Origin of the sequence: Methanobacterium sp. BRmetb2, assembly GCA_003491285.1 — an archaeon.
Lineage (GTDB): Archaea > Methanobacteriota > Methanobacteria > Methanobacteriales > Methanobacteriaceae > UBA117.
In genome coordinates this window covers 1943040-1957305 of the sequence record CP022705.1, presented here as the reverse complement: position 1 = coordinate 1957305, position 14266 = coordinate 1943040, and the positions used below count along the sequence as shown (strand labels likewise).

Here is a 14266-nt window from a genome sequence, read left to right as displayed (position 1 = left end):
TTTACTTTACTAGATTTAGATTCTATATTAATTAATATTCCCACAAACCCACCTTCTTTAAAAAGGGAATAAAAATTTTTTTTGCAATTTTTTGAAGTGAAAGAGGATAAAACGTGTTATAATTTCCTAAAGAGGTGTATATCCAGTCATAATTTTGTTTATGTTTTTTCAACAACCTTTTAAGAATTATATCATAATTTTTATCCATAGAATATCCTGGAGACAAGTGATATGTCTTAAATGGAAGAACATATACATTTAAACCATATTCATTTAACGACAAACAGTAATCCACAGCGTATAAATGCCAATTGTCACAACATTTTTCATCGAATTTTAGATGTTTGAAAACGGTTCTGGGTATTATAAACAAAAATTCATCCAGAGTCTGTACCGGAACTGGTTCTTCTATCTTATTTTTACCTGCAAGCTCAGGTGGAGTACCATGTTCCATATTGGATATAACACCTTTTATTTTATTTGAAACTCCTGCAAAACCAGCAATGCCAAGATCATTTAATTTAGGTAATATATTTTCCAAATCTTCCAAGAAAGTTTCAGAAGCTAGATAAACATCTTGATGAGTAAACATCAAATATTTCCCTTTTGCATCTCTAGCTGCATAATTTAAAGCTTTTGCAGCTGATTTAAAAATTTGTTGAGTATTATCTACTAAAATAAGTTCATAATTATAAGTTTGAGCATTTAAACTTTTCATTAGACACTTATTGAAAATATCTTTGTCATTACAAACACAGATAACAGATATCATGAAATCACAAGTCACTTTAGTAATATTAATCAGGAATCTTAACTTTCCATTTGGTAATAAACCATTTTTCCAGTTCTTTAAACTCAACTCGCTTTCTTATTTTATCTTTCTTTTTAAAAAATTTACCAATACTGCTGTAAGCATCAATTTTTGCCTTAAATATTGTTTTCATTTTCTTACGGGTAATGTTGATAAACAGCTGCATTAATTCAGTTAAAAAAATTAAAACTCCATATTTAACCAGGTAAAAAGTTGGAATATTCTTAAATACAGTCCAGGTATAATTTCTCCAATTATGATAAATAGTAAAATCTGATTTTATTCCACCAGTGCCCCCTTTATAATGGTAAACTATAGCTCGAGGAGAATACCATGATGACCAGCCAGCCCATCTTAATCTTAATGCTAAGTCAAAATCTTCATAATAAGCGAAAAAATCCTCATCAAAATATTCATCATCTATCTTAACATCCTCAAGGGAGTCTCTTCTAAACAAACATGCACCAGCACAAGATCCAAATATTTCCACTTCTTCCTTGTATTTTTCTACTGATTCATAGGCACCCCGGTTAAAACCCAACCCATTTTTTGAATATTCAAGACCCACAGAATCTATAAGATTGGGATCTGTACCCCAAATCATTTTAGACTGAATACTAGCTGCTTCAGGATGTTTTTCTATGGATATAATCAATTCTTTCAAAAAATCTGGTTTTACGCGAGTATCATTATTTAAACATATAATATATTTACATTCAGTGTCTTTAAAAGCCATTTTAATTCCTAAATTATTAGATTTAGCAAATCCATAATTTTCGGGAGTATTTACTAGTATTATTTTACCTTTGTCTAATTTTTCACCATAAAACTGTTTTATATAATTGTAACTGTCTTGATTAGTTGAATTATCAATAAATATTACTTTAAAATTAGTGTAAGTCTGTTCTAGTACAGATTCAAAGTAATTTTTTAAAAAATCATTCCCATTATAATTTGGCGTAATAATATAGGTCTCAGTCACTTTTTATCACTCTATAATTTTTTTGCAAAAGCGCCAATTGAATGTCCCACCATGTGCGCACAGAAGGTAGATAATGCATCTCGATCATTTAAAAAAATTCTTTTCAAGATCAGATAAGGTCCCAGTAAAATTGTGAACCATGATCTCCACACCCTCATTTTTAATATATCAAATCCGGTTTCCGTTAAGATCCTCTGAAAAGAACTATGATTGTAAGGTCGGATATGGGTTGGATCACTCCAAAAATTCATAATACCATCAGGTATTGTTGTTGTTTTGAAATAGGGAGCTTCTATATATGTTACTCCTCTTTCTTTCAAGACTCGATTAAATTCTAATAAACATTTTTCTGGATTAAAAACATGCTCTAAAACATGGAAACAAATTACAAAATCAAATTCTTCATTTTTAAATGGTAAATTATCTGCAGATGTTTTATAGAAATTTATAAAATCAGGCAAATACTCTTCAACATCCCCTATATCCACACCATACAACTTCAAATCAGGACGTACCTTATTAAAATCTTTAAGATGAGCTCCACGGCCACATCCAACATCCAAAATTTTACTATTTTTGGGAAGATCGATTATAACTTCCTTAACAATCTTTTGATATCCTTCCCGGCTAAGTGCTACTTCTTCATCCATGATAGGAGTGTCAAAATAAGATTTGTTATATTTTCCTTCCATTTCAATCACTGTATAATCCAATAATATGCTGCACTATTTTATCCCATTGAAATAGGCTATTCACCTTTCTATATCCATAATCACCCATTTCTTTCATACTATTATTACTAGAAATTAAAAAGTGAATTTTTTCTGTCATTGCTCTTATATCACGGGGTTCTACTAAAAAACCATTTTTTCCATCTTCAACAACCTCCACCACACCCCCCACATTATATGTGACAACTGGGATTCTACAAGCACCAGCTTCGGCAAGTACCATACCAAAACCTTCTCGGGTAGATGGTAAAGCTAATACATTCGATTTTTTCATTTCCAATATAACATCCGTATAATCAATTTCACCTAAAAATTCAATATTTTTATCTAGTTTAAAGTCTTTTACTAATTTAATTAAACTTTCCCTTTCAACTCCGTCTCCTACTATTCTCAATTTAATATTAGGTAATCCCTCTTTTAGAAACTTCACGGAGCGTATAAGATCATCCACGTGTTTATGGGGAGCTAAACGTCCCACGTATATTATGGAGTTTTCATATTTTTCATCAATTTCCAGTGAATCAATCCACTCCAAATCCACTCCATTATGCACAACTTGGATCCTTTCTGGATTTACATGGTAATTTTCAATTAAAGCCTTTTTAGTAGATTTACTAACAGTTATAATTTTATTAAAGGGTAGTTTAACCAGTATTTTCTCGAAAATTGATGCTAATCCAAATAAAATTAACCATTGGTCCTGTTCAGGAGAGCTTACATCATGGATAGTACCTATAACTTTTTTCCCTTTAATTTTAGCAGCAAAAAATCCAGGTACCAATGGGACGTAGGTTTGAGCATCAATAACATCATAATCATGGGAAATTATCCACCAAAAAGCTGATAAAATAAAGTATATGAAATCAAATACATTCCTATAAGGTGGTTTTCTAATGGCAGGGCCTATATGGTGTATATTTATTCCATCTATAATTTCCCTTGAATTTACACCTTGAATTCTCATGCAGACCAAGTCTACTGAATGTCCTTTCTCTACCATTCTTCTGGCAATCTCATAATAACGTCTTTCTCCTCCACCATTATAATGAGGGATGAAAAAATCTGAAACAATACATATTCTCATTTTAACCATCAAATTGAATATTTAACTGATAAATAGCCATTTTAAATATAAAAGATATTTTAAATAATTATTATTCTTACAGCAGAATTATTTAATCATATCATAAACAAATACCTTTTTAATTATTATTCTTAATTGAAATCATATTAAGTCTATTTATATATACCACTTATTTAGTAAAAAAGATATACTATTTTCAATGAGTTTAAAGAAAAATTATCTTCCTTTAAAACCTGCAAAGGAAGCACTAACTATTATATCCAACTGCTTTTATATGGAAAATAATGGAAATACGGCTGCACGAGAAGATGCAAAAAGACTTCTAAAGGACCATCTAATCCTAACTGAGGATGGATCTTACACCTTAAGATCAGGGCTTTTAGATGGTAACTCTGAAACTATGCACACCCATCATGGTGCAATAAAAGAATCACTTAATAAATATGTTATACCCTCTAAAATGGAATACAAAAACCATATAAAAATATTGGATTTATGTAGTGGATTAGGTTATAATGCTGCGGCTTCTATTGAATACTTAAAAAAGAAAAATGGTAGCATAAAAATTCAAATTGATATGGTAGAAATATCTAAAGAAACTATGGCTGCATCATTGTTAATCCCAAGTCCAATTGAATCTTATAAAATCATTAAAAAGGCTGCAGAGGATAGTTTATATGATGATGGGTTTTTAAAAAATAAGAAAGAAAAGATTGATAAAAAGGATATCTATGATGACATTAAAATTAGGATTTTCTATGATGATGCCCGTGACGTGATTAAAAATCTGGTAAAAGCTGATTATGATATAATATTTTTAGACCCGTTTAGTCCCTCTAAATCTCCAGAATTATTTTCACTGGAGTTTCTAAGGGGATTAAAAATACTTTTAAAAAATGATGGAATGATTTTGACCTATACATCAGCCGCTCCAGTTAGATATGGCCTTATTAAATCCGGTTTTCATGTGGGTGAAGGTCCTGCATTTAGAAGGAAAGGTGGAACAATAGCTTCTCCGACATTAAATAATATTGATAAACCCCTTTCTGTTGAAGATGAACGCATGATTGCATTGTCTGATGCAGGTGTGCCATATCGAGATCCCCAAATGAAGACTTCCACATCTAAAATAAGTAAAAGACGTGAAATAGAACGTAAAAGAGTAAGAGGAGTAGAAAAATTACCTTCAACTGTTAGAACCCCCACATATTTATCTGAAGATATTGAAAACCCTCGTTTAAAAAGAAGGGTCTTAAAACATTTGAATAAAATGAGTATTAGTGATTTGAAATCAAAAGAAGCACTTTATATTGTTTGTCCCCAATTCACAGATTGCATATGTGGTTGTGGACTTAGAAAATATAAAAGTTCTAAAGAGAGAATAATGGAAATGGAAAAAAGATTATATAACATTACTAATTAGTCACATAAATATTGTAATAATAGTATTACTAATACATTTATTGAGGAAGATTATCATGTTTGAAATTAAGTATAAAGATGCTATGGGAAGGATGGGAACCCTTAAAACGCCCCATGGAAAAATTAAAACACCAGCTTTAATGCCAGTAATACATCCTGGAAAACAAACAATAGATGTTAAAAAATATGGAGCAGAATTGGTAATCACCAATGCTTACATTATCTATAAAAATGAAGAATTAAAAGAAAAAGCTTTAAAAAATGGAGTCCACAAGTTAATAAATTTTTCAGGGCCAATCATCACCGATTCCGGGTCTTTTCAACTGTCTGCATATGGAGATATCGATGTCAATAACCAGGAAATCATAGAGTTTCAGGAAAAAATAGGAACCGACATCGGAACCTCACTTGACATTCCTACCCCCCCATTTGTTACAAGGAAAAAGGCAAAGGAAGATTTAAAGATCACCATTGAAAGGGCTCGAGAAGCTCTGAACGTTAAAGGAGATTTAATGCTTAACTCGGTTGTTCAGGGTTCAACCTATTCTGATTTAAGGTCTCATTGTGCTGATGTTTTAGGTGAAATGAGTTTTGATGTTTATCCTATTGGTGCAGTAGTTCCTTTATTAGAATCTTATAAATACTCAGATTTGGTGGATGTAGTCATGGCCTCTGTTACTCATCTTCCGGACTCTAAACCAAGACATCTTATGGGAGCCGGACATCCTATGGTCTTTTCTCTGGCAGTAGCAATGGGCTGTGATCTTTTTGACTCAGCAGCTTACATTTTATACGCAGAAAATGATAGGATTATGATGCCCAACGGCACCTATAAACTGGAAAATTTGGTTGAAATGCCCTGCTCATGTAATGTTTGCACAAATTACACTCCAGACGATTTAAAAGGTATGGAAAAAAGTGAAAGATCAAACTTAATAGCCCAACACAATCTAAACATAAGTTTTGCTGAAATAAGGACAATAAAACAGTCCATAGTAGACGGTAACTTATTAGAACTAGTTGAACAAAGATGCAAATCTCATCCCAACCTTTTAAATGCTCTGAGGAAGTTAAAAGATTATGTCTCAATTATTGACAAATATGATCCTGCCTATAAAAAATCTGCATTTTTTTATTCTGGTCCAGAATCAGTTAATCGTCCAGAAGTTTTCAGACATCAAAAACGTCTTAATCGGCTGAAAAAAGGTAAAATATTATTATTGCTTCCAAAAACTAAGAAACCATATCATAAATATTTATCTGATGATTTAGGTACTCTACTTTGGAAGGTAAATGATGCTGAAATAGAAGAGTCAACTGAATGTGATATAGCTGTTGTTGATGTTCCCTTTGGAATAATTCCACTGGAGATTGATGAGGTGTATCCTCTGGCTCAAAACGAATCCCCATTAATTATAGATGATGATTCCAGGAATTTTGTGGGGACATTTGTAGAAGAATACATAGAAGAATATCATGAAATTATCGCTTCTAAAGAAGTTGTTGATACATTTAATCTGGATTTTCTACAAGAATACAAAGGAAATCAAAAATTTAATTTAACCAGAGATGATAAGTTCAAAATAAAACGAATTGCTAATTATCAATTTGGATCTAACGCTGGTGAGCTGCTCTTTTATGGAGATATTAATATAGAAAGAAGTAGAAAAACAGGTAAAATAAGACACGTGTTTGATGGTAAAAAGCTAATTGCAACTTTAAGAGCCAGTGACGGTGTTTTTGTTTTAAGTAGTGAAGGTGCAAGAAGACTGCATAGAGGACTTGATTATCCCAAAAATAGGGTGGTTGTAAATGATGATGCTGAACCTTTTGCACTGGAAGGAAAAAGTATATTTGCTAAATTCGTTATAGATTGTGATAAGAATATTAGAGCCAATGATGAAGTTCTAATTGTAAATTGTGATGATAACTTATTGGCCTTTGGTAAGTCAGTTTTGAATGGTAAAGAAATTATAGATTTCAATATAGGTCAAGCAGTAAAAACTAGAAAAGGAGGAATATAATGTTACCTAGTGCTGGAATGAACCCAAAACAATTAAAACAAATGCAACGTACCATGAAACAAATGGGAATGGATATGAAAGAAGTTAAAGGAGCTAAAGAGGTAATTATCAGATTTAAAGATAAAGAAATAATTATTAATAACCCAAAAATTAATATAATGGATTTTATGGGTCAGCTCACATATCAAGTCACTGGTAAACCCCAAGAGAAAAAAATAGAAGCCGAATTGGAAATACCTCAGGATGATATAGAGATGGTATCTAATTCTTCTGGAGCTAGCTTAGAAGAGGCTGAAAAAGCTTTAAAAGAATCAAATGGGGATTTAGCAGCTGCAATTATGAAGATCAGGGAGAGTATAAAATAAATGGTAGTAGTAGTCCATGTTTCAGATCTCCATGTTGGGGCTTTTAATTTTAGAAAAAATCTTTTATTAGAAGCTATTGAAAGAATAAATAAAATAAATCCTGATGTTGTGATTGTAACCGGTGATGTTACCGAAAATGGATATCACATGGAATTTGAGCTGGCCGAAGAATTTTTAAGAATGATTGAAAGTCCAATGATGATAGTACCTGGAAATCATGATGCCCGGCACGTTGGTAACGAATCTTTCCAAGAAATTATACACCGGCGTTATGGGACTTTAAATTTGAAGAATAATGATATAAAAGTCATAGGTATGGATAGTAGTGAACCTGATTTAAATTATGGTAAAATCGGCCGATCTCAACAAGGCCGTATGGAAAAAGAATTAAAAAAGGCTAAAAAAAAGAATTTATATAAAATTATAGCTCTCCACCACCACATAATTCCCGTACCCAAAACTGGTAGGGAGAGAAATGTTTTAACCGACGCCGGAGATATATTAAAATCAGTTATTGATGGAAAAGCAGATATTGTACTTTCTGGCCATAAACATGTTCCTCACGTATGGTTAGTGGAGAATACTGCCTTTGTAACCGCAGGGACTGTATCCTCACTAAAACTTCGTGGCAGAGATCTTCCATCATTTAACATTATTAACATTTCAGATGAAACTATCGAAATTGTTTTAAATCAACTCGGCGGAAAATCCAAATGCATTGCAAAATATAAAAACTCCTGTAAAATAAATTAATAGAATAACGGATAAATATAAAAATATTAAAACTAACTGATTATTATAACAGATTCTTAACAAGATTTAATAATATGCTGATTGAAATAATTGTTGGATAATAAAAATAATGGGATAACCATTAAAAGGTGGTTAATTGAAAGTTATAGTTGATGCATCGAATGTGGCCCATTTTGGGAAAGAAAAAGATGGAAGTCCTCTTTTAGGTAATATAGAAAAAGCTTTAAACGCCTTAAAAGAGTTAGGATACGAACCAGTTGTGGTAGCCGATGCATCTTTGCGTCATGAGATAGATAATAAAGAAAGATTTAATCAGTTAATTGCAGAAGGTAAAGTACATCAAGTGCCTTCTGGTACTACTGCAGATCATTTTATTTTAAAATTTGCCGAAGACGAGAATGCTAAAATTTTATCAAATGATGTATTTAGGGAATTCTTTGATGAATTCCACGACATTAATAGCCGCAGAATTCCCTATGAATTTAAAGATGGTGAAATTACTATTGGAAAATCTTCACAACCTAAGAAAGTTAAGAACATACTACAGAAGATCTGCAACAAAATTCTCTCTGAATTTGAAAAAAAGAACATGGATTCTTATAAATTAAAAAAAGGTAAAAAAATCAGCGGTATTGCAATAGCAAAGGAGGCTATTGATAGAATAACAAAAAGCAAAGAAGCGGGTCTTGAACCAAAATTAGAGAGTGTTTTCTTGAAAATACCCCTTTTTGACAAGGTCATGAATATGGTTGAAGAAGCTGAAAAAACCAGCGACTTCATAATATTTGTACTGGTACATCCCAAAGATTATAGAGATGCAGTGAAAAATGCCGGGAACATAGCAGTAACTGTTGGCGATCGGTTAAAATTAGAACATGCCCCTTTGGTGGCAGTGCGAAACGACTTGTATATCAAACCAGGGACATTTGAATTAAATATCATGTACTCTGATGAAGTAGAGGAAGAATCTCCCTACAACGTCAATATAACCATAAATGATCATGATTATGCTTTTGTTAAGAAAAACTCTAGAAATATAGCCAGTACAGTTGCTTCAAGACTTGGAACCTGGAAATTTCCCATAGTGTCAGTAAAACCCAGTATGCTAATGGAAAAGCCAGGCCACTTTGATGTTATCTTAGAGAAGGGAGGAGAAAGTTAATGGCAAGTAATTACTTAATGCGTGCTATTTTTGGTTTCTTCCTTAAAAAAAAGGTTCTGAGCATAGGCACCAAATATTACCCCACCAATAACCGAGAAAGGGAATATGTGGAAATGATTAACTACACACAAACCATGCTACTTGAACTGGAACCAGCACATATTAATACTAATAATATTTTTAAAAACTTGATAAACGAAGTTGGTCCTGAGAACATCCCTGAAACCCGCAAGTTTATCGAGTTAAAACCAGCGGAAAATAAAGTAGATGAATATGCTTTACTCAGTAACATAATTATGGGAAGTGACCGTTTCCTCTACATTGAAGTCTTTAATCACGGAAATGTTATTAAAGATTTTGTAAATTTAATTTTGAAAGAGAGAGGTACCATTATTGAAGAAAGTGACACTGAACTTGTGTCCCGGATGTTATCAAAAAATGATGCAATAAGAGTCGCTATCAAACTCATAAGATTGGGAATGGAAAATGGTATGGATATTAGGGCAGCAGTAGGAATGACTGGGGCTGCAGCAATAGAAAGAGCCATAAATCTCAATAAAGAAATTGGAGAAGTATCCGGAGTTGGTTTTACTAAACTTGGTGGTGAATATGCCATTGTCTTTTCTTCAAAATTTGAAAAATTAAAAGGAAAACCTGTATACTATGATAATTATCTATTCATAGATGTAATCGACTCTACCCATTTCATCGAAGAGCAAGGAAGAGACAAACTTGTGAATATAATGAATGAAATAAAAAAATTCATTGAAACTGACTGTGAAGGAAAAATAGAAGGTTATAGAGAAGGTGGAGATGATTTGATAGCTAATTTACCCACTAAAGATGCTGCACTGAGAGCAGGCATTGATTCTGCATGGTACGGCCTTAATAGAGGGGTTGAAATAAGGGCCGGTATAGGCAAAAGTAGAAGAGAAGCTGGTGAAAGAGCCCAAATGGCTGATGAGATAAAAATATGGAACAACAGCCCGGTTATGGTATTTGACATAGCTGACGGGGTGTATGGTTATTTCATTCCATCAGAATTTACCAAAGCAGTGATAGATTTTGCATTTTATAGTAAGGGTAAAGCAATTTTAATATTCATTTTTGTGTTCATTGCTACCTTTTTGGGATGGAACCTTAATCCCGAGTATGGTTGGATCTTTGGTATATTAGCCATCTTACTTTCAATAGTATATGCAGTAACTCGCTAGTTGTAACAATAGAAATCTATTTAAGCACTGAAAAATAAAAAATAATAGGGGTAGGAATTATGAGACCTGAAACTGAAGGAAAAATAATGGTTGCATTCATTATTTCATTGATTGCTTTTAGTTGTGGATCTGGAGTGGGTATAGTTATTGGTTTATCACAAAATGACAGTTCATCCCCTTTTTCTTTAAATTTTACTGAAGACAAAAATCCTAACTTAACTCCTATAACTCCAAATCAAGTAACCACAGAGAATAGTCAAGCAAATCCCTCCACTGGAGGAAACTATCAAGAAGTTTATGTGGAAAACCCCACATCACAAAATACCAATACAAACAATCAAAACACACAAGATACAACAACAAACGAAGGCAGCAATAATAATACTGGTTAAAATTTCCTAATTTTTTCTTTTTATTTTAAAAAAACCAATAAACTTGTTAATTATTAGATTGAATTATATCATAGTGATACTTATGAAAATTATAAAAGGAGGATTATGTGCAGTAAATAATGTTACTGCATACGGCAAAAAAAAAGGAAAATATGGTGCTGCAGTAATTGTATGCAAAGAAAGCCAAGCAGCAGCAGTTTTTACCTCCAATAAAGTAGTTGCCGCACCAATAGTTGTCTCCAAGAAAAATATTTCAAATGGTAAGTTATCTGCCATTGTGACCAACAGTGGGAATGCTAACTGCTTTACTGGTAAAGAAGGTTTAAAAGACGCAAATAATATGATAGATCTTGTTGCCAAAAAAATAGGAGTTAAACCGGAAGATGTGGTAGTAGGATCCACTGGTGTAATTGGTAGAAAAATGCCCATGGAAACCATAAATAATCTTATAAAAGAATGTCTGGAAAATCTTGAAAACTCGGCTGAGGCATCAAAAAAAGCTGCAGAAGCAATTTTGACCACAGACAAATTTTCCAAAGAAATTTCAGTAGAAACATTTCTCAAAGATGGGAATAAGGTTAGAATTGGAGGAATAGTTAAAGGTTCAGGAATGATTGAACCTAATATGGGGACTATGTTAGGTTACCTCACTACTGACGTTAAAGCATCCCCTTCACAACTCCAAGAAGCGCTTAAAAAGGCAGTGGATGTATCCTTCAACATGTTAGTTATAGACGGTGATGAAAGTACCAATGATATGGTTGTTTTAATGGCCAATGGAAAATCTGGTGAAATAGATCAAAATTTTCAGGAAGCTCTAGAATTTGTCTGCCAAGAACTGGCTAAGATGATGGCAAAAGATGGGGAAGGAGCAACTAAATATATGGAAGTAACTGTTAATGGTGCTCAAACTAGTGAAGATGCAAAAAAAGCCGCTAAAGCTGTAGCAAAATCCCCATTGGTGAAGACAGCACTATTTGGTGCTGATCCTAACTGGGGAAGAATAGTTGCTGCAGTAGGCTATTCAAGAGCACAGATGGATGAGAATATTATCAGCGTAACTCTTGAATCTGAAAGTAAATCTGTAGATATCATAGATAAAGGCGTTGTTAGAGCATATCAAGGTTCAAATGAACTGGAAGTTGCTGAAGAAATAATGAAAAATAAAGAAATCAATATTATTATAGATATAGGTTTGGGAGACTATACTGCAGTCGCTTATGGCTGCGATTTGAGTTATGATTATGTAAAAATTAATGCAGAATACACTACATAATTATATAACCACTTGCTATAATTTAATAGATTTAAAAGTAAATTATTATTGGGGATAATTATGAAAACCGTGAATATTTTAATTGAGGCACTGCCTTACATAAAAAAGTTTCATAAAAAAAAGATTTTAATTAAGTATGGTGGCAATGCCATGATTGATGCTGGTGCCATGGAATCTACTGCTCGAGATACTGTTCTTTTGAAATATGTTGGTATGGAACCAATTGTAGTGCATGGAGGCGGCCCTGAAATATCAAGATCAATGAACAAGCTCGGTAAGGAACCGCAATTTATTGAAGGTTTGAGGATAACTGATCAGGAAACAATGGACATAGTAAAAATGGTTCTGGTTGGTAAAATAAATACAGAAATTGTGTCTAAAATATGTTTACATGGTGGTAAAGGTATAGGTCTCTCTGGAAAGGACAGTCAGCTTCTACTGGCAAAGAAAAAGGATCCACATGTAATAATGGACAAGCTTACTGGTGAAGAGAAGTATGTGGATTTGGGATTAGTGGGAAAAATAGAATCAATTAATCCAGATGTAATTGAAATGTTAACTGAGAACAATTATATACCAATTATATCCCCTATAGGCGTTGATAAAAATGCCAATACATTGAATTTAAATGCAGATACAGTGGCCGGGGATATTGCATCTAAAATAGATGCTGAAAAACTTATAATTCTTACAGATGTTCCGGGAATATTGGAAGATCCTTCAGACCCTGATTCTCTTATTAAAGAGATTGGTATAGATGAAGTAAAAGAATTAATCGAAAATGGGACTATAAAAGAGGGGATGCTTCCTAAAACCTTAACTTGTATCGATGCTATAGAAGGCGGCGTAAAATCAGCCCATATAATCGATGGAAGAATACAACATTCTATATTACTGGAAATATTCACTAAAAAAGGTATTGGAACCATGATAACCCTTTGAAGAAATGGCTTATTCTAATTTCTTTTTTATTTCGTGAACCATGTCCATGGTAAAATAAGAACCACCTAAGTCTGGTGTTACTATTTTACCTTCCTTCAAAAGATTGATTAATGCATTTTCTAATCTGCGTGCCTCATAATTTTCTTTTAAATAATCAAGCATCATTACTGCTGAAAATAACATTGCTAAGGGATTTGCAATATTTTTCCCAGCAATATCTGGAGCGGATCCATGTACTGGTTCAAATAATGCATTATTTTCCCCAATATTTGCTGATGGTGCCAGCCCTAATCCTCCCACCAAACCAGCACCTTCATCAGATAATATATCCCCAAAAAGGTTGGTAGTAACAATCACGTCAAACTCCTGTGGTTTGGTAATTAAAAACATTGCAGTTGCATCCACGTATTTATCATCTACTTTAATATCTTGATATTTTTCTGCTACTTGATAGAAGACATCTTTAAAAATTCCATCGGTTTTTTTTAATACATTAGCCTTATGAACAGCTGTTACCTTTTTTCGACTGTTATTTTTTGAATATTCCAGTGCAAATTTAGATATTCTCTCACAAGCTTTTCTGGTTATCACTCTAAGGGCAGTGGCACTCCCATCAGTATTTTCTTCAATACCAGAATATAATCCCTCACTATTTTCCCTTATAATAACCATATCCAGATTATTATAAAGAGAATTAATACCCTCATAAGATTTTACAGGCCTAATATTGGCAAAAAGATCTAACGCTTTTCTCAAAGTTATGATGGCACTTTTCTGCCCTGGAACTGTAGTGACTGCTCCAAAAAGAGTTGCATCTGCTTTACGTGACATATTAATGGTATCTTGAGGGATGGTAGTACCTGTGTTTTGGAAGCATTCATATCCCGCATGTGCTTTAGTGAAATTAAATTCAATATTTAATGCTTCTAAAACAGTTAAACTTGCATTTGACACTTCAACTCCAATTCCATCCCCAGGAACAACGGTTATATTATACATAATTATCTCAAACCATTTTTTTAATCCTATATTTCTTATTATAGGATTTATACTATTTAATTACAGAGGTAACTAATTTTCGTCATGAAGTATTCTATATATGTATTGA

At 32.8% G+C, this 14266-nt stretch carries 14 protein-coding genes; 9 read left to right on the top strand and 5 right to left on the bottom strand.

What is annotated here, in order from left to right; translation table 11 throughout:
* Positions 1-31: 31 nt before the first annotated feature.
* Genes CIT01_09805 through CIT01_09790 form a run of 4 tightly spaced genes read right to left on the bottom strand, consistent with a single transcriptional unit; the run spans position 32 to position 3608 of the window.
* Positions 32-772 (bottom strand): family 2 glycosyl transferase, encoded by a 741-nt coding sequence (locus CIT01_09805; GenBank protein ID AXV38476.1) that lies wholly within the window; start codon positions 770-772, stop codon positions 32-34.
* 25 nt (positions 773-797) lie between these two features.
* A complete protein-coding gene (locus CIT01_09800) occupies positions 798-1793 on the bottom strand; it encodes a glycosyltransferase (GenBank protein AXV38475.1) in 996 nt (331 codons plus the stop codon).
* A gap of 11 nt (positions 1794-1804) precedes the next feature.
* Entirely contained in the window at positions 1805-2485 is a 681-nt protein-coding gene (locus CIT01_09795) for a hypothetical protein (GenBank protein ID AXV38474.1), read from the bottom strand.
* Between the two features lies 1 nt (position 2486).
* The gene (locus CIT01_09790; GenBank protein ID AXV38473.1) at positions 2487-3608 is read right to left on the bottom strand and encodes a lipopolysaccharide biosynthesis protein RfbU; all 1122 of its coding nucleotides are present in this window, start codon (positions 3606-3608) and stop codon (positions 2487-2489) included.
* 199 nt (positions 3609-3807) lie between these two features.
* On the opposite strand from CIT01_09790, the gene CIT01_09785 reads away from it, so the two are divergent.
* The 9 genes from CIT01_09785 to argB all read left to right on the top strand — a co-directional run bounded on the left by CIT01_09785 (position 3808) and on the right by argB (position 13158).
* Positions 3808-5031, top strand: coding sequence for a hypothetical protein (locus CIT01_09785; GenBank protein ID AXV38472.1), 1224 nt, complete (start codon positions 3808-3810; stop codon positions 5029-5031).
* 55 nt (positions 5032-5086) lie between these two features.
* Positions 5087-7054 (top strand): tRNA-guanine(15) transglycosylase, encoded by a 1968-nt coding sequence (locus tag CIT01_09780; protein AXV38471.1) that lies wholly within the window; start codon positions 5087-5089, stop codon positions 7052-7054.
* Positions 7054-7419, top strand: coding sequence for a nascent polypeptide-associated complex protein (locus CIT01_09775; GenBank protein ID AXV38470.1), 366 nt, complete (start codon positions 7054-7056; stop codon positions 7417-7419). The genes CIT01_09780 and CIT01_09775 overlap by 1 nt, the downstream gene beginning before the upstream one ends.
* Complete coding sequence (locus CIT01_09770; protein AXV38469.1) at positions 7420-8172, top strand: phosphohydrolase; 753 nt, start codon at positions 7420-7422, stop codon at positions 8170-8172.
* A 136-nt stretch (positions 8173-8308) separates the two neighbouring features.
* Positions 8309-9334 carry a Zc3h12a-like ribonuclease gene (locus CIT01_09765; protein AXV38468.1) on the top strand — a complete coding sequence of 342 codons (1026 nt, stop codon included), beginning with the start codon at positions 8309-8311 and terminating at the stop codon, positions 9332-9334.
* Complete coding sequence (locus CIT01_09760) at positions 9334-10548, top strand: hypothetical protein (protein ID AXV38467.1); 1215 nt, start codon at positions 9334-9336, stop codon at positions 10546-10548. The genes CIT01_09765 and CIT01_09760 overlap by 1 nt, the downstream gene beginning before the upstream one ends.
* Before the next feature lie 59 nt (positions 10549-10607).
* Positions 10608-10940: a hypothetical protein gene (locus CIT01_09755; protein ID AXV38466.1), complete on the top strand. Its 333-nt coding sequence runs from the start codon at positions 10608-10610 to the stop codon at positions 10938-10940.
* 82 nt (positions 10941-11022) lie between these two features.
* A complete protein-coding gene (argJ, locus tag CIT01_09750) occupies positions 11023-12216 on the top strand; it encodes a bifunctional ornithine acetyltransferase/N-acetylglutamate synthase (GenBank protein ID AXV38465.1) in 1194 nt (397 codons plus the stop codon).
* Positions 12217-12276: 60 nt separating this feature from the next.
* Positions 12277-13158, top strand: a complete 882-nt coding sequence (gene argB, locus CIT01_09745) for an acetylglutamate kinase (GenBank protein AXV38464.1) — start codon at positions 12277-12279, stop codon at positions 13156-13158.
* Between the two features lie 9 nt (positions 13159-13167).
* Here argB and CIT01_09740 read toward each other — a convergent pair whose 3' ends face one another.
* Positions 13168-14157 carry an isocitrate dehydrogenase gene (locus CIT01_09740; GenBank protein ID AXV38463.1) on the bottom strand — a complete coding sequence of 330 codons (990 nt, stop codon included), beginning with the start codon at positions 14155-14157 and terminating at the stop codon, positions 13168-13170.
* Positions 14158-14266 lie beyond the last annotated feature (109 nt).

Bases quoted from the DNA above. Each gene is read 5' to 3' on its own strand.
- CIT01_09790 (AXV38473.1), bottom strand. From the start codon at position 3,608: ATGAGAATATGTATTGTTTCAGATTTTTTCATCCCTCATTATAATGGT.
- CIT01_09780 (AXV38471.1), top strand. From the start codon at position 5,087: ATGTTTGAAATTAAGTATAAAGATGCTATGGGAAGGATGGGAACCCTT.
- argB (AXV38464.1), top strand. From the start codon at position 12,277: ATGAAAACCGTGAATATTTTAATTGAGGCACTGCCTTACATAAAAAAG.
- CIT01_09770 (AXV38469.1), top strand. From the start codon at position 7,420: ATGGTAGTAGTAGTCCATGTTTCAGATCTCCATGTTGGGGCTTTTAAT.
- argJ (AXV38465.1), top strand. From the start codon at position 11,023: ATGAAAATTATAAAAGGAGGATTATGTGCAGTAAATAATGTTACTGCA.
- CIT01_09775 (AXV38470.1), top strand. From the start codon at position 7,054: ATGTTACCTAGTGCTGGAATGAACCCAAAACAATTAAAACAAATGCAA.
- CIT01_09805 (AXV38476.1), bottom strand. From the start codon at position 772: ATGATATCTGTTATCTGTGTTTGTAATGACAAAGATATTTTCAATAAG.
- CIT01_09755 (AXV38466.1), top strand. From the start codon at position 10,608: ATGAGACCTGAAACTGAAGGAAAAATAATGGTTGCATTCATTATTTCA.
- CIT01_09740 (AXV38463.1), bottom strand. From the start codon at position 14,157: ATGTATAATATAACCGTTGTTCCTGGGGATGGAATTGGAGTTGAAGTG.
- CIT01_09785 (AXV38472.1), top strand. From the start codon at position 3,808: ATGAGTTTAAAGAAAAATTATCTTCCTTTAAAACCTGCAAAGGAAGCA.
- CIT01_09760 (AXV38467.1), top strand. From the start codon at position 9,334: ATGGCAAGTAATTACTTAATGCGTGCTATTTTTGGTTTCTTCCTTAAA.
- CIT01_09795 (AXV38474.1), bottom strand. From the start codon at position 2,485: ATGGAAGGAAAATATAACAAATCTTATTTTGACACTCCTATCATGGAT.